Source organism: Acetobacter sp. AC2005, assembly GCF_037901235.1.
Taxonomy (GTDB): domain Bacteria; phylum Pseudomonadota; class Alphaproteobacteria; order Acetobacterales; family Acetobacteraceae; genus Acetobacter; species Acetobacter oryzoeni.
In genome coordinates this window covers 838,225-862,305 of sequence record NZ_CP149625.1, presented here as the reverse complement: position 1 = coordinate 862,305, position 24,081 = coordinate 838,225, and the positions used below count along the sequence as shown (strand labels likewise).

The window sequence follows — 24,081 nt, the reverse complement described above, 5'->3', positions numbered from 1 at the left end:
AACGGTCATTCCTACCAAGCCCCCCGCCGAAACATCAGCTCGTTCCCGCACGGCCACCACGTCCGCCAAAGGGCGTGCCGCACCTGCACGTGCCACCACAGCTGGCGCTGCTGCGCCCGGTTCCGTGCGTAAAAAAGCCGCTGCGGCTGGCCCCAAGGCCACCACCAAGCGCGAAGCCGTGGCCCCGGATATGCTGGAGCAATCTCTGGCGCTCATCACCGCCAGCCTTGAAGATGACAAGGCCGAAGATATTGTGGTGATCGACCTTGCAGGCCGTGCCTCCTTTGCAGACCGGATGGTGATTGCCACAGGTCTGGCAGACCGTCAGATTTCCGCCATGGCGCAGCATATTGAACGCAAGCTGCGTGATATCGGCATCAAGCGCGTGATGGTGGAAGGCGCCAACGGGTCTGACTGGGTGCTGCTGGATACGGGCGATATTGTGGTGCATCTGTTCAAGCCAGAAGCACGCACCCTGTATGGGCTGGAAAAAATGTGGGGCAAGGAACTGGATGAAGGCGCAGAAGGCAACGTGACCCGCCTGTAATCGCCTAGTTCATGATGTTGTTCTCTGATTTTTCAGTGCGTATGGGTGCACCGGCATGAGGCTGGTGGCCATTGGGCGTATGAAGGATAAATCCGAGCGGGCGCTGGTGGAACGGTACCTTAAGCGCCTGCGCCCCAAGCTGGAGATTATAGAACTGCCAGATGGGCGCGGCAGCCCGGATGAAATCAAACGGCGCGAGGCACAGGCCATTCTGGCCGCTTGCCCCGCGCAAAGCCACGTTGTGGTGCTGGATGAAGCCGGGCGCAATTTCAGCAGCCCGGATTTTTCCAATGCCGTGCAAGGCTGGCTAACGGCTGGCCGTACCCCCTGCTTTGTTATTGGCGGGGCGGAGGGGCTGGATGCCTCGGTTATCCAGCGGGCCGATGCGTCCATGTCCTTTGGCACACTTACATGGCCGCATATGTTGGTGCGGATTATGCTGGTGGAACAAATTTACCGCGCGCAGGCTATTGCGGCGGGGCATCCGTATCATCGTTCCGGGCGGCCATAAGGGGCTGCTGGCTGCTTTTATGGCATGGCGGCAGTGAACCACGGGGTCTGCCTGCATGGGGGCAGACCTGATAGCGTCCGGCCTTTCCTGAACAGACCGGACTGAAGATACATGACAGACGTTCTCTACACTCCGGATGCCCTGCGGCAGTTGCAGTACACAGGCAACGCCGTTCTGATAGATGTGCGTTCGGAAGAAGATTTTGCCAAAGGGCATATTCCCGGTGCCGTGAACATGCCGGATATTTTTACCTATCTGGCAGAAACATCAGAAAGCGGGCTGGCCAGCTTGCAACAGAAGTTTTCATCGCTGTTTGCGCAATACGGTCTGGATGGCAGCAAAACAGCGGTTGTGTATGAAGATGCCCTGCATACACGTTATGGCGCGTCCTGCCGTGGATACTGGATATTGCAGTATCTGGGTTACCCCAAGGTGGGTATTCTGGATGGCGGGTTGCGGGCGTGGCAGGCCTCTGGTGGTACGTTGACGCAGGATGTCACGCACCCAGCACCCACGCAGTTTCCGCTTTCTATCAACCACGCGCTGATGGCCACGCGGGAAGATGTGTTTGCGGCCCTTACCAACCCGTCCATCAAGCTGCTGGATAACCGCGACAAGGTGGAATGGCTGGGTGAAAGCTCATCACCTTACGGGGTGGATTTTGCGCCGCGCAAAGGGCGTATTCCCGGTGCTGTGTGGATTGAGTGGTATAGCTTCATGCATACGCAGGATCAGGAAGCACGCTTTAAAACACCGGAAGAAATTCGGGCTCTGGCCGCCACGCGCAACCTGTGCCCGGATGATGATATCATTATCTACTGCTTCAAGGGCGCACGTGCAGCCAACACCTATGTGGCGCTGGCTTCTGCCGGGTTTACCAAGCTGCGCATCTATATGGGATCATGGAACGAGTGGTCTCGCCATGCGGATATGCCCATAGAAGATGGCGTGCCACGGGCTTCTGTGCCGTATCGCCCGCAGCGGGGCTGAGGCAGTTAGAGGTTTTCCGAATCTGCAAAGGGGGCGGTGTCATGCTGGCGCTGCTCCCACTTGCGGCAGGCGGTGCGCAACACCGTTACAAACCGCGTAACCAGCGGCATGTTCTGCCCGGTGCGGATGGCAACAGCCAATGTGGCGCGGGGTGCGGGTTCACTAATGGCATGAAACGTGACCCCGCCAGCATGAATCTGGCTGAGTGAACGCGGCACAACAGAAACCCCAAGCCCCGCCGCCACCAAAGGCACGGTGCCCGCAATTTGCGGGGCCTGCTGGCCCATTGTAGGGGTAACGCCCGCAAGCTGATAGGCCGACAGAATGGCATCATGAAAGCCCGGGCCCAACTCACGCGGGAAGATAATCAGCGGGTCATCTGCCACCATATCCAAACTGATCACCGGTTCCTTGGCCAGCCTGTGGCCACGGGGCAGGGCGATAACCGTGGGTTCATCCAGCAGGTGAAAAACCGAGAGGCGTGAGGGATCGGTAAACGGCGGGCGGATAATGGCAATATCCACGCTGGGTTCGTGCAATGCCGCACACAGGGCAGGGGTGTTGCTTTCTTCCAAAGAGAGCGTGACATCGGGCGCCATTTCCCGAAACCGGCGAATGGTAAGCGGAATAACCGGCAACAGCGGCACAGCCCCGGCCAACCCTACGCGAATATGCCCTCTTTCCCCCCGCGCCAGACCTTCTGCCGTGGAAAGGAATTGCGCCTGCAAATCCAGAATGGTGCGGGCGCGGGGCAAAAGCACTTCGCCAATTTCTGTCAGCTTCATGCCCCGAGTCTGCCGTTCAAACAGCGTTACGCCCAGATTGCGCTCAAGCTGGCGGATTTGCTGGCTGAGTGGGGGTTGCTCAATACCCAGTGCCTCTGCGGCATGGGTAATGCTGCCATGCTCGGCAACGGTTACGAAGTAGCGCAGGTGCCTGATATCCATATGGTATATGTAATACATATGGATAACGTGTTCAATATATATTGGAAGACTGGCTTCCACTGTTATAACGTGCGGGCGAAACGAACTTAAACCACCATGCGTTTGTGGGAGTATTGCAGCATGAAAAAACAGTCGGTGATGGACATGGATGTCCGCTCTTCTGCCCTTGGCAACGGCGTGCTGAAAAAGCCTGTTGCAAACCGTTTGTACCAGACCTCCACCATGGCTGCCCTGCTGGATGCGGTGTACGATGGTGAAACCACGCTGGATGAACTGCTCCAGCACGGTAACTTCGGCCTAGGCACATTCAACGCCCTTGATGGCGAAATGATTGTGACGGACGGCGTGGTGCGCCAGTTCCGTGCAGAAGGTCTGGCCGCAGAAGTGCCCGGTTCTCTTAAAACGCCGTTTGCCTGCGTAACGTATTTTGAACCGGAAAAAACGGTTACCATCGATTCCCCCAAAACCAAGGAAACGTTTGAAGAGCTGGTGGACAGCCTGCTTGGTAACCCCAACCTGTTTGGTGCCGTGCGCTTTACGGGTGAATTCCAGCGCGTTGATACCCGCACGGTGTTTTGCCAGTGCAAGCCGTATCCGCACATGCTGGAAGTGGTGAAAAAGCAGCCCACCTGCACCATGGAAAACGTTATGGGCACCATGATCGGCTTCCGCACCCCGGTTTACATGCAGGGCGTGAATGTTGCGGGCTACCACCTGCACTTCCTTTCTGAAGATAGCAAACGTGGCGGGCATGTTACGGAATATCGCCTTGTGCGCGGCAAGCTGGAAGTGGCTTCCATTTCCGATCTGGAAATTCAGCTGCCCCGTACGGAACAGTTCGCCAAGGCTGACCTGAACCCTGAAAGCCTGAGCGAAGCCATCCGTATTGCTGAAGGCGGCTGAGCCTCCATTCGCTGAACATTTTTAACGGGGCTGCTGAAAAACAGCTTTCTGGCAGCCCAGTTTTTGCAGGACAGAACTGAAATGACCAATCCGGCAGACAACGCCGCTCAGTGCGGTGCGGAGCTTATTGTCAAAAATCTGGAAGCCCACGGCGTCAAGCACGTGTTCGGTATTCCGGGCGCTAAGGTAGACCGTCTGTTTGATGCGCTGGTGGATTCCTCCATCACAACCGTTGTTACGCGGCATGAACAGAACGCAGCCTTTATTGCAGGTGGTCTTGGCCGTCTTACAGGCAAGGCAGGCGTGTGCATTGCTACATCCGGCCCCGGTGCTTCCAACTTTGTAACCGGCCTTGCCACCGCCAATTCTGAAGGCGACCCGGTGCTGGCCATTGGTGGCGCCGTAAAACTGGCAGACCGCCTGAAGCTGACGCACCAGACCATGGATACGGTCAACCTGTTCAAGCCCATCACCAAATACAGTGTTGAGCTGACAACCCCGGTTGCGATTTCTGAAGTGATGGCCAACGCTTTCCGCTTTGCAGAAGGTGGCCGCCCCGGTGCTGCTTTTGTCAGCACGCCTATGGATGTGCTTTCCATGCCGGCACATGCGCCGGTTCTGGCTGGCCGTCCGCTGCCGCGCGTTGGCGGTGCCCCGGCTGATGTGATTGCAGAAGCCGCAACCATGCTGAAAAACGCCAAACGCCCTGTGGTTCTGCTGGGTATGCTGGCCAGCCGCCCGGATGTGGCAGAAGGCGTGCGCGCTTTTGTAAAAGAAACCGGCGTGCCGGTTGTGGGTACCTATCAGGCTGCTGGTGCGGTTTCTGAAGATCTGGTGGACCGTTTTGGTGGCCGCGTTGGCCTGTTCCGCAACCAGCATGGTGATCAGCTTCTGCACGAAGCCGATGTTGTTGTGGCTATCGGCTACAACCCGGTAGAATATGATCCGTGGCTGTGGAACGTGAATGATGACCGCAAGATCATCAACGTAGATATCGTTCCTGCAGAACTGGATAACGCCTACGTTCCGGCCATTGAGCTGATTGGTGAAATTGCACCCACGCTGACAGTGCTGGCAAAAGATGCAGGCAAGCTGGCTCGTGCTTCAGAACTGGAAGCTGTTCTGGAAGGCTACAAAAAAGCCCGCACCACCGCGCTGCTGGAAGCCCGCAGCACCAGCAACAACGCTGTGCATCCGCTCCAGATCGTGCGTGAGCTGGAACAGTTTGTAACCCCGGATATGACACTGTGCCTGGATATGGGCACCTTCCATATCTGGCTGGCACGTTATCTGCTGTCCTTCCGGGCACGTCAGGTGCTTATCAGCAATGGTCAGCAGACAATGGGCGTTGGTCTGCCGTGGGGTATTGCCGCAAGCCTGCTGAATCCGGCGCAGAAAGTGCTGTCCATCTCTGGTGATGGTGGGTTCATGATGTCCAGCATGGAACTGGAAACGGCTGTGCGCCTGAAGTGCAACCTGATCCACATGGTTTGGATTGATGAAGCCTACAACATGGTGGAAATGCAGGAGCAGAAGAAATATGGCCGTGGTTCTGGCGTGAACTTTGGCCCCATTGATTTTGCAAAATATGCAGAAGCCTGCGGCGCAACGGGCATTAACGCCACCACGGAAGATGAAGTGCGTCAGGCCCTGCGTACGGCCATGGATGTAGAAGGCCCGGTGGTTATTGCCGTGCCGGTTGATTACTCCCACAACCATCTGCTCATGCAGCCGCTGGCTCAGCTGGGTGAAACGAGTGCCGCAGCGTAAAGCTGCGCAAAAAACGCAGGCCAGATTTTTTTGCTGATGTGCGCGCCGCCTGTTTTGCAAAATGCTTCATTTTGTTATAACAAGCGGCGTAGCAGTTCAGGCTGCCAGAAAGGGCAGCACAGCATGACAGAAATTTGGGCCAGCAAAGCAGATGTTACCATTCTGCCTTATTGTGAATTCCCCTGCATATTTCTGCCAGTCTATCAGGGTAGGGGAATGAACAAATCCTTTCAGTCGTGCAAAGTGTATATACAGTTGGGCAATGGCGCAGTGTGCCAATGCGCAGGCTGTGGCACACTTGCCAAAACGGCAGAATAGGGGGCAGGCGTAATGGCAGTAACATCTGTAGAAACAGCAGGCGGCAAAACCCGGCGCGGTGCAGCGGTTTTGCTGGAAGTGCTGCGGAGCGAAGGGGTTGAATACATATTCGGCAACCCCGGCACTACGGAACTGCCGCTGATAGATGCTCTGCTGGAAGTGCCCAACGTGCATTACGTGTTGGGCCTTCAGGAAGCCAGCGTGGTGGCCATGGCAGATGGTTACGCGCAGGCCGCCCGCAAACCGGGCTTTCTTAACCTGCATACGGCAGGTGGTTTGGGCCACGGCATGGGCAATCTGCTCAATGCCAGTGTTTCGCAAACCCCATTGGTGGTGACTGCCGGGCAGCAGGATTCCCGCCACACCATTTCTGATCCGCTTCTGTTTGGTGATCTGGTGCAGATTGCCCGCCCCGCCGTAAAATGGGCGCAGGAAGTGGCCCATGCAGATCAGCTTCCTGTTTTGTTGCGCCGCGCTTTTCATGATTCCACCGCAGCTCCCACAGGGCCGGTGTTTCTGTCACTCCCCATGGATGTGATGGAAGAAATGAGCAGCGTGGATATTGGTGAGCCCTCCAATATCAACCGTCAGGCCGTGGCGGGTGGGCTGCCAGAACTGGCGCAAGCTCTTACAGCCCTGCGCCCCGGCAAGGTGGCCATTATTGCGGGGGATGAGGTGTATGCCTCGGATGCCGCAGATGAAGTGGCTGCTGTGGCAGAGTGTTTGGGTGCGCCGGTTTATGGCTCATCATGGCCATCGCGCATTCCGTTTGCCACGGCGCATCCGCTGTGGTGCGGCAACCTGCCCACACAGGCCACCGGTATTGCGGAAAAGCTGAGCGGGTACGATGCCATTTTTGCATTGGGTGGCAAATCCCTCATTACCATTCTGTACACAGAAGGCCCGGCCCTGCCGCCATCCTGCGCGGTGTATCAGATGTCTTCCGATGTGCGGGATCTGGGGCGCACGTTCTGGACGCCGCTTTCCGTGGTGGGGGATATTCGAGCATCCTTGCAGGCGTTGTTGCCCATGTTGCAAAAGGCGGCAGCCCCGCAGCGTGCTGCCTATGCGGCATCGGGCCAGAAGGTGGCGGAAGCCCGCCGTGCACAGCGTGCGCAGGCTGTGGCAGAGGTATTGGCCCATCCGGCAGATGCCGTTATTTCCCCCCGCGTTGCAGCGTGGGAGACGGTGCGTGCCATTGGCCCGGATATTGCCATTGTGGATGAAGCCATTGCCACTTCATCCGATGTTCGGTTGTTTTTAGAAAGTGCATGGTCTGCCCAGTATTCCTTCCTGCGGGGGGGTGCACTGGGCTGGGGCATGCCTGCGGCTGTTGGGGCCTCACTTGGCCTTGGGCGGGATAGAGTTGTCTCACTGGTGGGGGATGGGGCAGCCCTGTATTCCCCACAGGCTTTGTGGACAGCCGCACACGAAAAGCTGCCCGTTACTTTTGTTGTGATGAACAATCGCGAGTACAACGTGCTCAAGAACTTCATGCGGCAGCAAAACAACTATATCTCTGCGCAGGAGGGGACATATCCCGCCATGGATATTGTTGATCCACAAATAGACTATCAGGCTTTGGCCCGGTCCATGGGGGTGCCTTCCAGCAGAGTAACGCGGGCCGCAGATATTGCGCCCACGCTGGAAGCAGCATTAGCGACCGATGGCCCCACGCTTGTTGAAATTATGATTGCAGCGGGCTGAGAGTGTCTGGCTGCAAAAACCGGGGGTGCGTATGAAAATCGGGTTGTTTATTCCCTGTTACATAGATGCGTTTTATCCAAACGCAGGGGTTGCCACGCTGGAGCTGCTGGAAAAGCTGGGCCAGGATGTGGAATACCCCATGGAACAAACCTGCTGCGGCCAGCCAATGGCCAATTCAGGCTGTAACCGGGATGCTGCCTCTGCTGAGGCGCTGTTTGTCAAACTCTTTGCCAAATACGATGCCATTGTCATGCCGTCTGGCAGTTGCACCCACCATGTGCGGGACAACTTTGATGCCATTCCGCAAACGGATGAAGTGCGGCATGTGCGTGAAAACACCTTTGAACTGGTGGAATTTCTGCACGATGTGCTGAAGGTGCAAGATTTCCCTTGGGCGGAATTCCCGCACAAGGTGGGCCTACATAACAGCTGTGGCACCCTGCGCGCCCTGCGTACGGCCAGCATGTCTGAACTGGGTGAGCCTTTCTTCTCCAAACCGATGGATCTGCTTTCCAAGGTGAAGGGTATTTCCTTTGCCCATCCCAAACGGCCAGATGAATGCTGCGGTTTTGGTGGCACCTTCTCGGTTACGGAAGAAGCCGTTTCCGCCAAAATGGGGGTGGATAAGGTAACCGATCACCACAATGCCGGGGCGGAATACATTGTTTCTGCCGATACGTCCTGCATGATGCACCAGCAAGGGTGTGCGGAACGGGCCGGGGTTCCCATCCGCTTCATTCACATTGCTGAAATTCTGAATGGAGCACGGGAATGAAGGTTAAACCAGTCAACCACGCCAAGGCGGCGGAAGAGTTCATTGAAGACGTTGCGCATGAAAGCTTTCATGACGAACGCCTGTGGGACCTGCGCCAGAAGCGTGATGAGCAGATGCACATTCTGCCAGAATGGCAGGAACTGCGCACCCGTGCCTCCCAGATCAAGGAACACACGCTGGCCAACCTGCCCGAATATCTGGAGCAGTTTGAAGCCAACGCCAAAAAGAACGGCATTCACGTTCACTGGGCAGCCGATGGTGCGGAACACAACCGCATAGTTGGCGAAATTCTGGAAAAACACGGTGCCAAATCGCTTATCAAAAGTAAGTCGATGGTGACCGAAGAATGCCAGATGCGTGAATATCTGGAACCACGCGGCGTTACGGTAACCGAAACAGACCTTGGTGAACGTATCCAGCAGCTTGATAACCAGATGCCCAGCCACATTGTGGTGCCAGCCGTGCACAAGCTGATACCAGACGTGGCCAAGATTTTTGCCGAGCACTATCACACAGACCCGAACGACAACAGCGCGCAGTCTCTGGCATGGCAGCAGCGTCTGGCCGCGCGCCCGGTCATTCTGTCGGCCGATGCGGGCATGACAGGCGGCAACTTTGTTGTGGCCGAAACAGGCTCCTTCGTTGTCTGCACCAATGAAGGCAATGCGGACCTAAGCGCTACGGTGCCGGGCCTGCATATTGCCACTATCGGGATCGAACGCCTTGTGCCGCGTATGGCGGATATGGGTGTGTTTATCCGCCTGCTTTCCCGCAGTGCGCTTGGCTCTCCCATTACGCAGTACACCACGCACTTCCGTGGCCCGCAAAAGGGCAGCGAAATGCACGTGGTGCTGGTGGATAATGGCCGCTCCCACCGTCTTGGCATGCAGGATTTCTGGACATCGCTGAAGTGTATCCGCTGCGGTGCGTGTATGAACACCTGCCCGGTGTATCGCCGTTCCGGTGGTCTGTCCTACGGTGCCGTGTATTCCGGCCCGATTGGCGCAATTATTGACCCCACCTTTAACGAGCGCAAATACAGCACGCTGCCGTTTGCTTCCACCATGAACGGAAGCTGCACCAATGTGTGCCCGGTCAAGATCAACATTCACGAGCAGCTGTATAAATGGCGGCGCGTGCTGGCCGAACATCATGAACTGCCGTTTGTAAAACGTGAGATCATGCACATGGCTGGCAAGCTTATGGGCCAGCCCAAGCTGTACCGTGCAGCCATTAACGGTACGGAAGTGGCGCTGAGCACCATGCCACGTTTTGTGCTGTATAACTGGCTGAACCCGTGGGGCAAGCACCGTGAACTGCCGCACCCCGTCAAAACCACCTTCAACAGCTGGTACAAGAAAAACCGCCTGAACAAGCAGAAGGAAGGGGAAAAAGCATGAGCTCGCGTGATGCCATTCTAGCCCGTTTGCGGGATAACCGCCCAGACCCCAACGCCCATCCGTTGCCCCCCGTTGCCAAGCTGGGGGATATGGATGCAGGCAAGGCGCGTTTTGAAAACAGCCTGCAAATTATTGGCGGCCAGGTTCTGGAACGGCAGGAAAACGATACGCTGGCAACAGCTATTGCCCGCACCTTTCCAGATTCCAAGGTGATCTGCTCTGCCGTGCCGGATTTTGAAGGCACAATCCGGATTGAAGATCTGGATTCCCCACAGCAGGCGGCCTCGGTGGATGTGCTGGTGGTGCGCTCACCTTTCGGCATTGCCGAAATGGGCTCCATCTATCTGAGCGAAGCGCAGTTGAATAACCTGAACTCCGCAGCGCATCTCACGCAGCATATTGTGGTCATTCTTTCCCCCAAGAATCTGACCGCAAACATGCACACCGCCTATATGGATCGCCCCGAGTTCCATACCGCCAATTACGGTGTGCTGATGAGCGGACCTTCCGCCACGGCAGATATTCAGGGTGTTCTGGTGCGTGGTGCACAGGGCGTGCGCACGCTTTCCGTGTGGTGGGAAGACTAAACCCTACCAGCCTGAAAAGAGCGTTTCTTCAAAAGCCGGAGCAGGGCATCAACCTGCTCCGGCTTTTTTGTATGTGCGCAGCAGGCGGTGCGCTCTTGTATTATTCGTTAACACATCGCACAGAATAAAGGGCAGGCTTTGCCTGTGCATGGTTGAAAAGTGTGGTGTGGGGATAAAAGAGGGGCGCAGATATGGTGGAGAAAAACACAGCAGCAGCGCCCATTCTGGCAGGCGCAGGTATACGGCATGGTGGCACGGGGGCGCCTCGGCTTATCGGGTTGGGGCTGGTGGCCTCGGCGTTGTTTTCTGTCACCTTTGTGCTCAACAGGTCTATCAGCCTGCATGGCGGGCACTGGGTGTGGAGTGCCGCACTGCGGTATATTGAAACCGCTTTGCTGCTGTTGGTGTGGGGCTTTGTGGCCAAAGGCGCGCGCTGGGTGGGGGCAATCTGGCACCTGTTCTGGCAAAAGCTGCGCTTCTGGCTGGTGGCAGGAGGCATTGGGTATGGTGCCTTTTACGCGTGCTGCTGCTTTGCGGCCAATCATGCGCCCGGCTGGATAGTTGCGGCCACATGGCAAAGCACCATTCTGGCCACACCTGTGGTGCTATGGGCTTTTGGTGGCAAGGTGCCCTTACGCGGTGTGGCGTTTCTGGTGCTAATTTTTGCCGGCATCGTTATTCTCAATGCAGGGCGGCTGCAATCTGGCGTGCCATTGGCACAAATTGCCTCTGGTGTGGTGCCGTTGCTGGTGGCGGCGTTCTGTTACCCAATTGGCAACCAGTTGCTTAATCGGTTCCGGCATCAGGCCGGGCCACACGCTGCACTGTTGCAAGATCCACTGGCCGCTGTTTTGCTGATGACACTTGGCGCCCTGCCATTTTTTGCGGGGCTTTTGTTACTGGTGCGCCCCCCATTGCCAGATATGGGGCAGATAACATCCACGGGCCTGATTGCGCTGTTTGCGGGCTGCTTGGCCACACCACTATTTACCTATGCTCGCAACCTTTCATCAGATCCGTATCTGATTGCCGCCGTGGATGCCACACAGGCGGGAGAGGTTGGGTTTACATTGGCGGGGGAAGCCCTGCTGCTTGGCAGTGTTTCACTGGGAATGGCAGATTACGTGGGCCTTATGGCCGTTATGGGTGGCCTGATTGGCTTTGCCGTAAGCGAGGAAACTGCGCCTGAAGCCTGAATACAAAAACGGGTGGAAGCATTGCTGCCACCACCCGTTTTTAAAACGCTATGTTGTAGCAGGGTTTAGTCCCGCACACGCTCAATCTGTGCGCCACAGGCGGCCAGTTTGCGTTCCACAGCCTCATATCCCCGGTCTAGGTGATACACGCGGCTGAGAATGGTTTCACCATGCGCGGCAAGCCCTGCCAGAATGAGCGAGAAAGATGCCCGCAGATCGGTCGCCATAACAGGTGCGCCAGAAAGGCTGTGCACGCCGCGGATAATGGCGGAAGACCCATGCACGTTAATGCGTGCGCCCATGCGGTTAAGCTCCGGCACATGCATGAAACGGTTTTCAAAAATGGTTTCCGTAATCATGGAGGCCCCTTCGGCCACAGAAAGCAGCGCCATAAACTGGGCCTGCATATCTGTGGGGAAGCCGGGGTAGGGTTCTGTCATAATATCAATGCCACGCAGCGCACCGGTGCGGCGCACGCGCATGGCGTTGCCTTCCTGCGTCACTTCCACGCCGGTTTCTTCCAGCGCGCGCACCACAGCACCCAGATGGTCCACATGTCCATCAATCAGGCGCAGGTCCCCCCCCGTAATGGCGGCGGCGCAGGCATAGGTGCCGCATTCAATGCGGTCTGGCATAATGCGGTGGTGGGCCCCGTGCAGAGCTTCTACGCCATCAATGGTAATGGTGCCGGTGCCCGCGCCAGAAATACGTGCGCCCATGGCGTTCAGGCAGTTGGCCAGATCTACCATTTCCGGCTCACGCGCGGCATTCACAATTTCCGTGCGCCCTTTGGCAAGGGTGGCGGCCATCATGATGTTTTCCGTAGCCCCAACAGAGGCAAACGGCAGAATAACCCGCTCGCCCTTTAGCCCCTTGGGGGCCTTGGCGTTGATGTAGCCGTTTTCCAGCGTAATTTCTGCGCCCAGAGTTTCCAGCCCCCGAAGGTGCATATCCACCGGGCGCGTGCCAATGGCACACCCACCGGGAAGGGAAACGCGTGCTTCATGGCAGCGGGCCAGCAGGGGCCCAAGCACCAGAATGGAGGCACGCATTTTGGAAACAATGTCATACGGTGCTTCGGTGTTGGTAATGTCACCGCCAACGGAAATGGTGGAACCATCACCGTTTACGTCTTCCACTTCCAACCCATGCTGGCGCAGCAGGGCGCGCATGGTGCCAATATCTGCAATGCGCGGCACATTGGAAAGCACCAGCCGTTCAGATGTCAGCAGCCCGGCCACCAGCAGTTTCAGGCCTGCGTTCTTGGCGCCGCCAATGGTAATTTCGCCGTGCAGGGGGCGTCCGCCCCGGATGATGAAACGATCCATGGTCTTTCTTACATCCGCGGGGTGGCAACGCCACGCTGGCCCATATACTTGCCGGCACGGTCTGCGTAGCTGACTTCACACGGGCTTTCACCCTTAAAGAACAGGAACTGGCAGATGCCTTCATTGGCATAAATGCGGGCGGGCAGGGGAGTGGTGTTGCTGATCTCGATCGTCACCTGTCCTTCCCATTCCGGTTCCAGCGGGGTGACGTTGACGATAATGCCGCAGCGCGCATAGGTGGATTTGCCCAAACACACCACCAGTACATCCCGCGGGATACGGAAGTATTCAATAGTATGGGCCAGCACAAAGCTGTTGGGCGGAATAATGCACACATCGGCCCGGCGGGAAACAAAGCCATCCGGGCTGAAGTTCTTGGGGTCCACAATGGCGTTGTTTACATCCGTAAAAATACGGAAATCATCCGCCACGCGGGCATCATACCCGTAGGAGGAAAGACCGTAGGAAATAACGCCTTCGCGCTTCTGGTTTTCCACAAACGGTTCAATCATGCCGTGGTCCTGAGCCATCTGGCGGATCCATGTATCTGGCATCACGGGCATGTCTTGTCTTCTCCGGTAGGGTGGCGGTTTTGTGCGCCGGGTTCAGAACTGGTGGGGGTGGCAGAATCTGTTGAGTCCTGCCGGGTGCGTGCCTGTTCCTTGCGGCGGCGCAAATTGGCACGCAGCGCCGCAGCCTGCCGGGCCATACGCTCGGCGCGGGCAGCTTCCGCTTTAGAGGAAAGGCGGGGGCCGGAAGATGTGTTTTCGGGCGTATCAGTCATGCCGGTATGCAGCAGGCCAGTCGCGTAGGTTGAACGTTCGACAGGCTGACTAGCAGAGGCAGCCCGCCCTGACTAGGGCAGACTGCATGCGTATGGGCAAAACCTGCTAGAGGTTGGCAATAACCTTAAGGCCCATCATGCCCGCATTGCGGATTTTATGTGTTTCACCGGGGTGAATCATGTACTGGAATTCTGGCTGCACCAGCAGGCCGGGCAGGGCATCAATACCGTAATAGGCCTCAATCACGTCAGACGAATGCTGCACGCCATACACACCACTTGGCAGGCCGTATCCGCCATCCAGTGCGAGCTGCTCACTCTGCCGCCGCCGGTTGCTGACCTTGTACCATGAGAACATCATGCCCAGACGGTCCGTCATGCGTGAGGGAATCACCCCTACAAGGGAGATACCGCCATACAACTGGTCAGACACATTTACGGCGCGCGGGGTCACATGGATGTAGCCGCCCATCAGGTAGCCACCGGCCATCATGTTACGGCCACCAAGGCGGTACACCATCTGGTCTGCTTCCAGCCAGAACATGTCAGACGGGGCAGAGCGTGCGCCGGGCACCTGTGCGGCAACGGCACTTGGCAGGGCCGAGCCAATTTTATCGGCATAGCGCGTGGTATCATGCGCGTAGCCCAGCACGTAATGCCCCGGTAGGCGGTTGCGTGTTAAAAACGGCTGCCACGTAAATTCGATGGGCAGGGAAATACCGGTGGCGTGTTCCGCGCCCCATGCCCAGCCGGAGGGGTTCTCGTTCAACGCGCCCACAGAATACGCGCCAATCTGGATAGCCGTATCCCATGTGGGGCGGAAGCGGATGCGCGCCCCCCATGTGGCTTTTGGATACACGCTCATGCCCGGATTCTGTTTGATGGCCACAGGCGCAGAACACGTCACCATGAACGAGCAGAGCAGAGGCGATGTTGCAAACACATGGGTGAGCGACATACGCCCGAAAATGACATCGAGCGTGTTGTTGCGGAATTTCTTTTCAGCATACAGGTCCACCAAGTGGGCCACCACGTTGCCGGAAAGGGAATACACTTCCTGCAAGCCAACGTAGGATTCGCCCACGCGCGGGCCCTGAATGGCCTTGCCGGCACGTTCCATCACCAATGTATGCACAGACCACCCGCCCAGTCTGGGGTCCATTTTGCCCAGATCGAAAATGGCCTGAAGGGTGAGTTCGTGCACATAACTGGTGCCTTTTTCCCCCGGTCGGCCACCGGCAAACAGGCCGTTGGCTTCGCCCTTATAGGTGAAGGAAAAGGTAAAGCCTTTTTCGCGCAGCCGGTTTCGGAATGGGCTGAGCTGCGGAATAAGCGCGCCAGACCCCGCCGTGGGTACGTAGTAAGGATCATTCAGATCCGTATCTCGCAGCGCATCCAGACTGGGGGGCAACATGCGTGAAGGGCCTTCTGTAGCCAGAATGGAATCCAGCTCCACCTTATGAAAGGCTGAGGCATCGCCCGATGGGCCTACAGGCTGCACGCTCATGGTGGCCATACCGGGAAACGGCAGAACAGGCACACCGCTGGGCGGGATAGGTGTGTTGGGTGGCCGCCGAATGGCGTTAAGATCCGGGCCGAGGGATTCTGCATCCAGCGGGCGGCCTGCCTGCGCGGGGCCTGCGTGTACCTTGTTATCTCCGGGCGTTACAATTGCATCGGATACAGGTGCCACGGCCGTTTGGGCCGTAAGCGGAGATGTGGTGGTGCTTTGCGCCTGTGCCGCATTGTGTGCGCCAACAGGCAATACAACAGCCGCGCAACCTGCAAGCAGCGCAGAAAGGGCGGTAGAAAATGCACGCCCGGGCATATCATGCTCCGCTTTATGGCGGCATGTTTTTGAAAAAGTCATTCCGCTTCCCGCAAAATCATGAGTGTCGGAAATGTTGACCACAATGCTGATAAGGAAAAAGCTCCGCAGAGCTTGCCTGTCTGTTTAAGGCAGCATGGTGAGCCAGCGCAGATAGGTGGACAATTCACCTTTTAGCGCAAAGGCAGCGGATGAACGCAAAGCACGAGGGCTGAAGATGAAAGGCATGGGACAAACCATTATTGTTATTTTTGGTTGTTGGCCCTTCATCACAAACAGAAGCGCTGTGTGTGGTCAAGTTGGTATTTGTAATAATATTTCCTAAAACTGTATAAAAATGAAATAAAAGCCAATAACGGGATGCATTTCTTGTTATAACGGTAATTTTGCAACAGGTGGCACATTGTCCTGTGGCATTTCTAAATCCTGCCAGCCGCAAAGCTGCGCATGGGCATGTTCCAACCCGGCCCGAAAGCCCGGAGAACACAAAGCTTTGAACTCGGCTTCCTGCTCATAAGTTGGCATCAGCCTTTTCAGCAGGGCATTTTTATGTGTGGCAGGGTGGAAATAGATTTCAGAAACACCTTCGGGCAGATGCGCAGCCAGCGCGGCCACGCGGTCTGTTGTCATGTGGCCGCTCCATGCCAGCCCAAAGCACCAGTCATTCGTTTTCATGCCCGCAGCATGGGCCTGATGGCGCAAAAGGCTTGTCCAGCGGCGGAGGGCGGCATCACCCAGCGTGTCTGTATAAGTGCCAGCGGCGTAAAGGGGTTCGGGCGGTTCTAGCGGCACGCGCACGGCATTGAGCCCATAGCGTTTGCCAATGGTTACAAGCAGGTGCCCCACCGTGGGGTGCAGGTGCATGTGTTTGTGGGCATTGGCGTGGTCTAACCGCAGGCCAGTGCGGCGGAAGGCTTCAAACTGGGCGGTAATTTCGGCTTCCAGTTCTCTCCGTCCTTCAGGGCGGAAAAAGTAATCGACCCCCAAGCCAAATTGCGAGGATGAAAACCATCCATCGGGCTGGGTAATAAGCGGCAGGCTGGTATGGGGCAGAACAGCGGGGCCTTCTATCACCACAAGGTGCAGGCCAACATTAAGGGTAGGCAGGCGTTTGGCGCGTTCTATCGCGTCATCCACAGCCTCACCCGCAACCATAAGGCTGGCTGTTGAAAGCAGGCCATTGCGATGGGCAAGTTCGATTGCCTCATTCACTTCAACAGACATGCCGAAATCATCGGCAGAGATAATGGCGCGTTTCATAACAGAACCCCTGATCTTGCTCCGGCAGTATCTAGCACCGGCAGGGGGGACATGTCATGGGCAGAGGCATTTTGCCCCCGCCCATGTGGCATGCGTAGGTTACGCAGCATCCTTACGGTTTTTAAGGAACTGGAAGAACTCCACACCTTCACGCAGGCGGCGCTTCATCATCTGCGGAGAACGCACCATTTCACCTAGGATGGAGGCAATCTTGGGCGCGCGGAAGTAGAACTTCTTGTAGAAGTCTTCCACACTGTTGAAGATTTCTGTGTGAGACAGGTGCGGGTAATGCAGCGGTGCAATCTGCACGCCGTTATCATCCAGCAGTTCTGCGTTGTTTTCATCCAGCCAGCCGTTTTCCGTGGCCTGCTTGTGCAGGGCCGTGCCCGGATACGGCGCCGCCAGAGAAACCTGCAACGTGTGCGGGTTGATTTCCTGCGCGAAGCGGATGGTTTCCTGAATGGTTTCCTTGGTTTCACCCGGCAGACCCAGAATGAAGGTGCCGTGGATTTTAATGCCAAGTTCGTGGCAGTTCTTGGTGAACTCACGCGCTACTTCAACGCGCATACCCTTCTTGATGTTATGAAGGATCTGCTGGTTGCCGCTTTCATACCCAACCAGAAGCAGGCGCAGGCCGTTGTCACGCAGCACTTTCAGTGTTTCGCGCGGCACATTGGCTTTTGCGTTACAAGACCACGTAACACCCAGCTTGCCCAGTTCACGCGCAATGGCTTCTGCACGCGGCAGGTCATCGGTGAAGGTGTCATCGTCAAAGAAGAACTCTTTCACCTGCGGGAAGTACTGCTTGGCCAGACGGATTTCAGCAGCAACATGCTGCGGGCTGCGTGTGCGGTAGCGGTGGCCACCCACCGTTTGCGGCCACAGGCAGAACGTGCAGCGAGATTTACAGCCACGGCCCGTGTAGATGGAAATGTAGGGGTGCATGAGGTACCCGATAAAGTAGTCCTCAATACGCAGGTCCCGCTTGTACACTTCGGTCACGAAGGGCAGGCTGTCCATGTCTTCAATCATGGCGCGGTCACGGTTGGCAATAATTTCGCCATCCTTGTTGCGCCACGTAATGCCGTCTACGTCCTTAAAATCACGGCCTTCGGCAATTTCCTTGATTGTGTAATCAAATTCATTGCGGGCCACAAAATCAATCGGCGCGCCTTTCAGCAGGCTTTCTTCTGGCTGAACGGCAACCTTTGCACCCACCATCCCGATTTTCAGGTTGGGGTTCACGTCTTTGAGCATCTGCGCCACTTCCACATCCTTGGCGAAGGATGGGGTGGAGGTGTGCAGAATAACCAGATCGCGGTTTTTAACGTCTTCCAGAATCGGTTCCATGCCAATGCCTGCGGGCGGGGCATCAATCAGGCGGCTGCCTTCAACCATTGCTGCAGGCTGGGCCAGCCATGTCGGATACCAGAAGGACTTGATTTCGCGCCGTGCCTGATAGCGCGAGCCTGCGCCACCATCAAAACCGTCAAAAGTCGGGGGCTGCAGGAAAAGTGTTCTCATCGTCATCGGTTTTTATCCTGACAAGGGCGTGAAGCGGTTGGAGCCGGCAAAAAAAGCGGTCTGCAAGGCTTCCATGGTCATTTAGCTGAGGGATTTACTCTGGGCTGTTAGCATAAGGCAAGTTTTGCGTGCGCCGGGCTTACTGTCTGGCGGAAAGACCACCAGATGAAGGGGGGCCAACCGGATGTGGGGCCACATGCATGGTTTGCCCCCGCCAGTGCACTTCTGTGCCAGAAGCGCTGCCCACCATAATGGCGGCAGAAAGCCAGTCCCGCGCAGGCAAAAGCAGAAGCGGCCATAGCGGGCGAGACCCCACAGTGCGGTCTATCATCAACGCGGTAAGGCAGCGAAAGCCCCATACACCCCAGAAAAAAGGGAGTGTCCACGCAGCATGGGGCTGGAACAAGACCACCAATGTAGCCCAGAACAGTGGAAGCTGGATTGAAGAGGCCGCATAGCCCGCAGGTGCAAGCGTGCAGACTGTGCGGCCCCATCTGAGCTCATGCTTTAACAATTCTGTAAAATTGGATTCGGCAATAGTGGTCCATGTTAGGCAGTCGGCAATGGTAATATCCATGCCCAACTGGCGCACAAGGCGGCCTAACAGCGCATCATCCGCCACATGTGGCAGCAGGGCTTCCAGCCCGCCCACCTGTTCCAGCGTTTCACGCCGCAGGGCCATGGTGGCGCCCAGGCAGTCCTGCCGCCCCAGATAGCGCGAGAGAATGACGCCGGGCAAAAAGTTATGGTTGATCTGGCAGGCTGCCAGCATCTGCACCACAGTATGCTTGGCAGGTAGCCCGGCATACAGGGTGGTAACCAGCCCGGTGTTGGGTGTGTTCAGCCCAGCCACGATATGTTGAAGATAATCGGGGCTGACATGAATATCAGAATCGGAAATAACCAGAATATCGTGCTTGGCCTGTGGCAGGATATTCATAAGGTTGCTGATCTTGCGGTTTAGCCCGTGCAGCACGGGGTTCACCACCAAATCCATATCCAGTTCCGGGTGGCGTTCTTGCAGGCGGCGCACAATGGCTATGGCCGGATCATCTGCATCGCGCACGCCAAACAGAATCTGCACTTCTGGGTAATCCTGCGTACAAAAGCTTTCCAGTGCTTCTTCCAGCAGGGGTTCAGAGCCATAAAGTGGCTTTAAAACGGTAACCGGTGGGCTGTTTTCAAGAACAACCGGCTTATGCTCCTTGCGGCGGAAACGGGCCAGAAGGCCCGCCCCCAAAGCAGATTGCACGCAGCCGGTAACAGCCAGTACCGCGCTGGCCGCAGCTAGAAACGGAAAGGCGGACATTACACCTCAACCGTTTTATGGCCCCGTGGGGGCGCTGGTTTCTTTCCGCTGCGGCGCACGATGCTGCTTCTCGCTCTTAATCTTTGGAGTAACTCTGAACCTTGCGGTTCAGCACGTTGATCAAACCCTGCACACCGCCAGAGTTCAGCGTGGAGCTGAAGTCAGACCGCTGGGCAGCTGCCTGGCTGATGCGGGAATCGCTCAGCAGCACATCGGTAATTTTCCATGCACCACCTTCGTTGTGCATGATGTAGCTTACAGCCGTGCCGGGCATGCTGTCATCAGACCCGATATGGGTTTCTACAATCTTGCCACCGCCAGCAGGTGCATCCGTAACGGACGGAGAGATGGTAAAACGTGCGCCAGAACCGGGCTTAAAGCTGGAGACATAGCGCGCAATGGTGAAGTTGCGGAAAGCTGCCAGCAGGTTCTGCTTGTCGCTCGGGCTCAGGCTGTCATAGCGCAGGCCAACAGAGGCTTTCAGCACGGCTTCAAGATCATAAGCCTGATCTACCGCACCAGCCACCATCTGGCTGCGTTCAGCAAAGCTGCTGTGCGCGTTCTGAACCTGATCCAACGCTTTGTACAGCGACTGGATAGGCGCGCTTACGGCACTTGCCGGAGCAGACTGGGCAAAAGCTGCCGGAGCGGAAATGCCAGCGCCAGCAACCGGAAGGAGGGCCATGGTCATACCAAACACAAGGCCTGCACGAATTGAAAAGCGTTTCATGGCTTAAGATTTTGTCCCGGTTGCGCGGTTTGGCAAGATCGCTTCAAGCATGTCACCGATGCCCAACGCGCTTAGAGCGGTTCCGACGATGTGTGGTGCGGAGAGGCCTGCCTCGGCGTATTGGGCGGCCTGGGTGTTATGGTCGATGAAGCGGTCTGGCAGGGTGAGGGGGCGGAAACGCACGTTATCGAGCAGGCCGGTGCGGGCCAGATGGTGCCCGACAAGGGAGCCAAAGCCACCTTCCGAACCTTCCTCAATGGTAATCAGCACGGCATGGTTGCGGGCCAGATTTTCCACCAGTTCCGTATCAAACGGCTTGGCAAAGCGGGCATCCGCCACGGTGGGCGGCAGGCCACGGGCGGCCAGCATGTCTGCAGCTTTCAGGCACTCGGCCAGACGCGGGCCAAGCGAGAGAATGGCCACGCCCCCTTTTTCCGGCCCGGACTGCCCACCCATTTCACGGATGATGCGGCCTTTGCCAATTTCCAGCGGTGTGCCTTCTGCGGGCAGGTCCAGCCCAAGGCCACTGCCACGCGGGTAGCGCAGGGCAATCGGGCCTTCATCAAACAGGGCGGCGGTGGCCGTCATGTGCAGCAGTTCCAGCTCATCCGATGGGGCCATGATGGTCATGCCCGGCAGGCAGCCCAGATAGGCAATGTCGAAGGAGCCTGCATGCGTGGCGCCATCGGCGCCCACCAGTCCAGCGCGGTCAATGGCAAAGCGCACGGGCAGCTTTTGCAGCACCACATCGTGCATCACCTGGTCATAGGCGCGCTGGAGGAAGGTGGAATAGATGGCGCAGAACGGGCGCAGCCCTTCGGTGGCCATGCCAGCGGCAAAGGTTACGGCATGCTGCTCGGCAATGCCCACATCAAAGAACCGGTCCGGGTAGGCCTTGGCAAAGGCATCCAGCCCCGTGCCAGAAGGCATGGCGGCGGTAATGGCGGCAATCTTGTTATCGGTGGCGGCACGGCGTGTGAGCTCGCGGGAGAACACGGAGGTGTAGCTTGGCGGGCCTGCGGGGCCCTTTTTCTGCTCACCGGTGACCACGTTGAACTTGGCAACGGCGTGATACTTGTCTCCGGCTTTTTCGGCTGGCTGATAGCCGTGGCCTTTTTCCGTGATGACATGCAGCATGATGGGGCCGTTATCCGTATCGCGCAGGTTGCGCAGGATAGAGACCAGCTGCGGCAGATCATGCCCATCCACGGGGCCAACGTAGTAAAAGCCCAGCTCTTCAAACAGCGTGCCGCCGGTAATCATGCCGCGGGCATATTCATCGGCCTTGCGGGCCGTGCGTTCCACAGGGGCGGGCAGTTTTTTCACAAACTTGCCGGCCAGTTCACGCAGCCCCATGAACTTGCGGGAAGACATCAGGCGCGACAGGTAGTTCGACATGGCCCCCACAGGTGGGGCAATGGACATCTCGTTGTCGTTCAGGATGACAATCAGCCGTTCCGCACCGGGGCCAGCCACGGCGGCGTTGTTCATGGCCTCATACGCCATGCCGGCGGAAATGGAGCCATCGCCAATCACGGCAATCACATTGCGTTCGCGATAGCTGGGGTCTTCCTCCGCCCGCAGGTGGTGGGCCACGGCCATGCCGAGTCCGGCGGAAATGGAGGTGGAGGAATGGGCCGCGCCAAACGGATCGTATTGGCTTTCTGCGCGGCGGGTAAAGCCGGACAGGCCGCCCGGCTGGCGCAGGGTGCGGATACGGTCACGCCGGCCGGTCAGAATCTTGTGGGGGTAGGCCTGATGGCCCACATCCCAGATCACCTTGTCATCTGGGGTATCAAACACCGCATGCAGGGCAACCGTCAGCTCCACAACACCCAAGGAGGCCCCAAGATGCCCCCCTGTGGTGGAAACCGCGTCCACCGTCTCGGCCCGCAGTTCATCCGCAACCTGCTTGAGCTGCTCAACCGAGAGATTGCGCAGGTCCGCCGGATACTCAACCCGGTCCAGCGCAGGAAAACGCCCTAACGTCGGAATCGGTGAAGGTGCGCTCTTGTCCTGAGAACTGTCCATGCGATCGTTTCCATCTTTTTGTTGCGGGCTGCTGTCTGGTATCTGGGCGGATGACGCAACCCGGAGTGTGTCTTACGCCGCGTTTGCATGCCGACAGACATCGCGATCCGATGGCATGTGGTTTAATGTTTCACGCAAGAACGCAAGTATTGAAACAAAACAAGCCGGCGAATGTGGCCTTTTTGCAACAGGACTGTGAAAACACTTGAGCTTGACAAACCACACAACATATATGCAGGCCAATGTCTTCTTTCATGCGTGGCCGCGTAACGCGTGTATTCAGTATTCTGTCTGACCACCTGATGGTTCAGGGCGGAAATACTTGCCGCGGGTAACACGGCCGTGTTTCTTGTTACACACTGAACTGACCAAGTTCTTTCCAGTCACGATACGGGCGTAAGTGATGCGCCGGAGCGGGGGTTTATGGCCGTACCGATAATGCAGGCCGTCAGGGTCGGCAAATATGTCGTCACACAGCATCTCAAGAAGCGGAAGCGTTATCCGCTTGTGCTGATGCTTGAGCCGCTTTTCCGCTGCAATCTGGCATGCGCAGGTTGCGGGAAGATCGACTACCCGGCTGCCATTCTCAACCAGCGCATGACCGTGCAGGAATGCATGGATGCGGATGCCGAAGCAGGCGCGCCCGTTGTGGCTGTGGCCGGCGGTGAACCGCTGCTGCACAAGGAAATGCCGCAGATTATCCGCGGTTTGATTGCGCGTAAGAAATACGTTTACCTGTGCACGAACGCCCTGCTGCTTGAAAAGAAGATGGATGAATATGAACCATCCCCCTTCTTCTCTTGGGATGTGCATCTGGATGGTGACAAAACCATGCACGATTCCTCCGTCTGTCAGGATGGGGTGTATGAACGTGCCGTGGCCGCCATCAAGAAGGCCAAGGAACGTGGGTTCCGTGTTTCCATCAACTGCACCCTGTTTGATGGCGCAGACCCGCAGCGCGTTGCCAATTTCTTTGATGAAGTGATGGCAATGGGCGTGGACGGAATCATGACCGCACCGGGTTATGCCTACGAACGCGCACCGGATCAGGAACACTTCCTGAACCGCCAGAAAACCAAGCAGCTGTTCCGCGATATCTTCCGTTTGGGCAAAGGCCACAAATGGCGGTTTACGCAGTCTCCGCTGTTCCTGAACTTCCTGGCGGGGAACGAGCAGTACCACTGCACGCCGTGGGGCAAGCCGCTGCGTAACGTGTTTGGCTGGCAGCGCCCGTGCTATCTGCTGGGTGAAGGCTATGCCAAGTCCTTCCGTGAGCTGATGGACGACACGAAGTGGGATGATTACGGCACCGGTAACTACGAAAAATGCGCTGACTGCATGGTGCATTCCGGTTACGAATCCACCGCTGTTATGGATGCCGTGCGTCGCCCTTGGCACATTGCCAAAGTGGCGCTGTTTGGCCCGGAAACAGAAAAGCCAATGGCCCCGGAAATCTCGCTGGCCAACCAGCGCCCGGCCCAGTACGTCTTCTCCAAACAGGTGGAAGAACAGATGGAAGCCATTGCCGCACGCAAGCCTGCAAAGGCCCCACGTGTGAAGGTGATTCGCACAACCGAAGGCGCGAACGATGCCCCGGCAGCAAAGCCAGCAGTAGAAGCCACTGCGGCAGACTGAT

21 protein-coding genes are annotated in these 24,081 nt (G+C 57.1%); 11 read left to right on the top strand and 10 right to left on the bottom strand.

Annotated features, from left to right (window positions below):
- The first annotated feature begins 124 nt into the window (after nucleotides 1-124).
- The 3 genes from rsfS to QQM41_RS04115 all read left to right on the top strand — a co-directional run bounded on the left by rsfS (nucleotide 125) and on the right by QQM41_RS04115 (nucleotide 2,048).
- Complete coding sequence (rsfS, locus tag QQM41_RS04125) at nucleotides 125-547, top strand: ribosome silencing factor (RefSeq protein WP_042787045.1); 423 nt, start codon at nucleotides 125-127, stop codon at nucleotides 545-547.
- 55 nt (nucleotides 548-602) lie between these two features.
- A complete protein-coding gene (locus QQM41_RS04120; RefSeq protein ID WP_128104892.1) occupies nucleotides 603-1,058 on the top strand; it encodes a 23S rRNA (pseudouridine(1915)-N(3))-methyltransferase RlmH in 456 nt (151 codons plus the stop codon).
- A gap of 111 nt (nucleotides 1,059-1,169) precedes the next feature.
- Nucleotides 1,170-2,048 (top strand): sulfurtransferase, encoded by an 879-nt coding sequence (locus tag QQM41_RS04115; protein WP_339077782.1) that lies wholly within the window; start codon nucleotides 1,170-1,172, stop codon nucleotides 2,046-2,048.
- A 5-nt stretch (nucleotides 2,049-2,053) separates the two neighbouring features.
- Here QQM41_RS04115 and QQM41_RS04110 read toward each other — a convergent pair whose 3' ends face one another.
- Nucleotides 2,054-2,995, bottom strand: a complete 942-nt coding sequence (locus QQM41_RS04110; protein ID WP_035365910.1) for a LysR family transcriptional regulator — start codon at nucleotides 2,993-2,995, stop codon at nucleotides 2,054-2,056.
- Nucleotides 2,996-3,091: 96 nt separating this feature from the next.
- Here QQM41_RS04110 and budA point away from each other — a divergent pair, with 96 nt between their 5' ends.
- From budA to QQM41_RS04075, 7 genes are all read left to right on the top strand, one after another.
- On the top strand, nucleotides 3,092-3,898 hold the full coding sequence (gene budA, locus QQM41_RS04105; protein WP_003624984.1) for an acetolactate decarboxylase: 807 nt from the start codon (nucleotides 3,092-3,094) through the stop codon (nucleotides 3,896-3,898).
- Between the two features lie 81 nt (nucleotides 3,899-3,979).
- Nucleotides 3,980-5,668, top strand: coding sequence for an acetolactate synthase AlsS (alsS, locus tag QQM41_RS04100; protein WP_128104894.1), 1,689 nt, complete (start codon nucleotides 3,980-3,982; stop codon nucleotides 5,666-5,668).
- A 330-nt stretch (nucleotides 5,669-5,998) separates the two neighbouring features.
- Nucleotides 5,999-7,693: a thiamine pyrophosphate-dependent enzyme gene (locus QQM41_RS04095; protein ID WP_087651751.1), complete on the top strand. Its 1,695-nt coding sequence runs from the start codon at nucleotides 5,999-6,001 to the stop codon at nucleotides 7,691-7,693.
- A gap of 31 nt (nucleotides 7,694-7,724) precedes the next feature.
- The gene (locus tag QQM41_RS04090; RefSeq protein ID WP_050819191.1) at nucleotides 7,725-8,468 is read left to right on the top strand and encodes a (Fe-S)-binding protein; all 744 of its coding nucleotides are present in this window, start codon (nucleotides 7,725-7,727) and stop codon (nucleotides 8,466-8,468) included.
- A complete protein-coding gene (locus tag QQM41_RS04085; RefSeq protein ID WP_003624973.1) occupies nucleotides 8,465-9,868 on the top strand; it encodes a lactate utilization protein B in 1,404 nt (467 codons plus the stop codon). Before QQM41_RS04090 ends, QQM41_RS04085 begins: the two co-directional genes overlap by 4 nt.
- On the top strand, nucleotides 9,865-10,455 hold the full coding sequence (locus QQM41_RS04080; protein WP_003624971.1) for an LUD domain-containing protein: 591 nt from the start codon (nucleotides 9,865-9,867) through the stop codon (nucleotides 10,453-10,455). The genes QQM41_RS04085 and QQM41_RS04080 overlap by 4 nt, the downstream gene beginning before the upstream one ends.
- A 191-nt stretch (nucleotides 10,456-10,646) precedes the next feature.
- Nucleotides 10,647-11,651 (top strand): multidrug resistance efflux transporter family protein, encoded by a 1,005-nt coding sequence (locus tag QQM41_RS04075; protein ID WP_339077781.1) that lies wholly within the window; start codon nucleotides 10,647-10,649, stop codon nucleotides 11,649-11,651.
- 65 nt (nucleotides 11,652-11,716) lie between these two features.
- Here the strand turns inward: QQM41_RS04075 and murA are convergent, their stop codons facing one another.
- The 9 genes from murA to dxs form a co-directional block, all read right to left on the bottom strand.
- Complete coding sequence (murA, locus tag QQM41_RS04070; protein ID WP_003624966.1) at nucleotides 11,717-12,979, bottom strand: UDP-N-acetylglucosamine 1-carboxyvinyltransferase; 1,263 nt, start codon at nucleotides 12,977-12,979, stop codon at nucleotides 11,717-11,719.
- An 8-nt stretch (nucleotides 12,980-12,987) separates the two neighbouring features.
- Nucleotides 12,988-13,542 (bottom strand): dCTP deaminase, encoded by a 555-nt coding sequence (gene dcd, locus QQM41_RS04065; protein ID WP_012812446.1) that lies wholly within the window; start codon nucleotides 13,540-13,542, stop codon nucleotides 12,988-12,990.
- The gene (locus QQM41_RS04060) at nucleotides 13,533-13,763 is read right to left on the bottom strand and encodes a hypothetical protein (RefSeq protein ID WP_003624963.1); all 231 of its coding nucleotides are present in this window, start codon (nucleotides 13,761-13,763) and stop codon (nucleotides 13,533-13,535) included. Before QQM41_RS04060 ends, dcd begins: the two co-directional genes overlap by 10 nt.
- Nucleotides 13,764-13,869: 106 nt before the next feature.
- The gene (locus tag QQM41_RS04055) at nucleotides 13,870-15,675 is read right to left on the bottom strand and encodes a carbohydrate porin (RefSeq protein WP_050819193.1); all 1,806 of its coding nucleotides are present in this window, start codon (nucleotides 15,673-15,675) and stop codon (nucleotides 13,870-13,872) included.
- Between the two features lie 288 nt (nucleotides 15,676-15,963).
- Nucleotides 15,964-16,851 carry a hopanoid biosynthesis-associated protein HpnK gene (gene hpnK / locus QQM41_RS04050; protein ID WP_003630033.1) on the bottom strand — a complete coding sequence of 296 codons (888 nt, stop codon included), beginning with the start codon at nucleotides 16,849-16,851 and terminating at the stop codon, nucleotides 15,964-15,966.
- A 99-nt stretch (nucleotides 16,852-16,950) separates the two neighbouring features.
- A complete protein-coding gene (gene hpnJ / locus QQM41_RS04045) occupies nucleotides 16,951-18,381 on the bottom strand; it encodes a hopanoid biosynthesis associated radical SAM protein HpnJ (RefSeq protein WP_019088455.1) in 1,431 nt (476 codons plus the stop codon).
- Nucleotides 18,382-18,514: 133 nt separating this feature from the next.
- On the bottom strand, nucleotides 18,515-19,684 hold the full coding sequence (hpnI, locus tag QQM41_RS04040) for a bacteriohopanetetrol glucosamine biosynthesis glycosyltransferase HpnI (RefSeq protein WP_339077780.1): 1,170 nt from the start codon (nucleotides 19,682-19,684) through the stop codon (nucleotides 18,515-18,517).
- Between the two features lie 76 nt (nucleotides 19,685-19,760).
- Nucleotides 19,761-20,414 carry an ABC transporter substrate-binding protein gene (locus QQM41_RS04035; protein WP_128104900.1) on the bottom strand — a complete coding sequence of 218 codons (654 nt, stop codon included), beginning with the start codon at nucleotides 20,412-20,414 and terminating at the stop codon, nucleotides 19,761-19,763.
- A gap of 3 nt (nucleotides 20,415-20,417) precedes the next feature.
- A complete protein-coding gene (gene dxs, locus QQM41_RS04030) occupies nucleotides 20,418-22,445 on the bottom strand; it encodes a 1-deoxy-D-xylulose-5-phosphate synthase (protein ID WP_087651752.1) in 2,028 nt (675 codons plus the stop codon).
- 423 nt (nucleotides 22,446-22,868) lie between these two features.
- On the opposite strand from dxs, the gene hpnH reads away from it, so the two are divergent.
- The gene (gene hpnH, locus QQM41_RS04025) at nucleotides 22,869-24,080 is read left to right on the top strand and encodes an adenosyl-hopene transferase HpnH (protein WP_339077779.1); all 1,212 of its coding nucleotides are present in this window, start codon (nucleotides 22,869-22,871) and stop codon (nucleotides 24,078-24,080) included.
- Nucleotide 24,081: the final 1 nt, after the last annotated feature.

Excerpts from the sequence above, each read along its gene's own strand:
- dxs (WP_087651752.1), bottom strand. The coding sequence starts at position 22,445 with ATGGACAGTTCTCAGGACAAGAGCGCACCTTCACCGATTCCGACGTTA.
- QQM41_RS04115 (WP_339077782.1), top strand. The coding sequence starts at position 1,170 with ATGACAGACGTTCTCTACACTCCGGATGCCCTGCGGCAGTTGCAGTAC.
- hpnI (WP_339077780.1), bottom strand. The coding sequence starts at position 19,684 with ATGTCCGCCTTTCCGTTTCTAGCTGCGGCCAGCGCGGTACTGGCTGTT.
- QQM41_RS04110 (WP_035365910.1), bottom strand. The coding sequence starts at position 2,995 with ATGGATATCAGGCACCTGCGCTACTTCGTAACCGTTGCCGAGCATGGC.
- QQM41_RS04085 (WP_003624973.1), top strand. The coding sequence starts at position 8,465 with ATGAAGGTTAAACCAGTCAACCACGCCAAGGCGGCGGAAGAGTTCATT.
- hpnH (WP_339077779.1), top strand. The coding sequence starts at position 22,869 with ATGGCCGTACCGATAATGCAGGCCGTCAGGGTCGGCAAATATGTCGTC.
- murA (WP_003624966.1), bottom strand. The coding sequence starts at position 12,979 with ATGGATCGTTTCATCATCCGGGGCGGACGCCCCCTGCACGGCGAAATT.
- QQM41_RS04060 (WP_003624963.1), bottom strand. The coding sequence starts at position 13,763 with ATGACTGATACGCCCGAAAACACATCTTCCGGCCCCCGCCTTTCCTCT.
- QQM41_RS04095 (WP_087651751.1), top strand. The coding sequence starts at position 5,999 with ATGGCAGTAACATCTGTAGAAACAGCAGGCGGCAAAACCCGGCGCGGT.
- alsS (WP_128104894.1), top strand. The coding sequence starts at position 3,980 with ATGACCAATCCGGCAGACAACGCCGCTCAGTGCGGTGCGGAGCTTATT.
- dcd (WP_012812446.1), bottom strand. The coding sequence starts at position 13,542 with ATGCCCGTGATGCCAGATACATGGATCCGCCAGATGGCTCAGGACCAC.
- QQM41_RS04035 (WP_128104900.1), bottom strand. The coding sequence starts at position 20,414 with ATGAAACGCTTTTCAATTCGTGCAGGCCTTGTGTTTGGTATGACCATG.
- QQM41_RS04090 (WP_050819191.1), top strand. The coding sequence starts at position 7,725 with ATGAAAATCGGGTTGTTTATTCCCTGTTACATAGATGCGTTTTATCCA.
- hpnK (WP_003630033.1), bottom strand. The coding sequence starts at position 16,851 with ATGAAACGCGCCATTATCTCTGCCGATGATTTCGGCATGTCTGTTGAA.
- budA (WP_003624984.1), top strand. The coding sequence starts at position 3,092 with ATGCGTTTGTGGGAGTATTGCAGCATGAAAAAACAGTCGGTGATGGAC.
- QQM41_RS04080 (WP_003624971.1), top strand. The coding sequence starts at position 9,865 with ATGAGCTCGCGTGATGCCATTCTAGCCCGTTTGCGGGATAACCGCCCA.
- QQM41_RS04120 (WP_128104892.1), top strand. The coding sequence starts at position 603 with ATGAGGCTGGTGGCCATTGGGCGTATGAAGGATAAATCCGAGCGGGCG.
- QQM41_RS04075 (WP_339077781.1), top strand. The coding sequence starts at position 10,647 with ATGGTGGAGAAAAACACAGCAGCAGCGCCCATTCTGGCAGGCGCAGGT.
- hpnJ (WP_019088455.1), bottom strand. The coding sequence starts at position 18,381 with ATGACGATGAGAACACTTTTCCTGCAGCCCCCGACTTTTGACGGTTTT.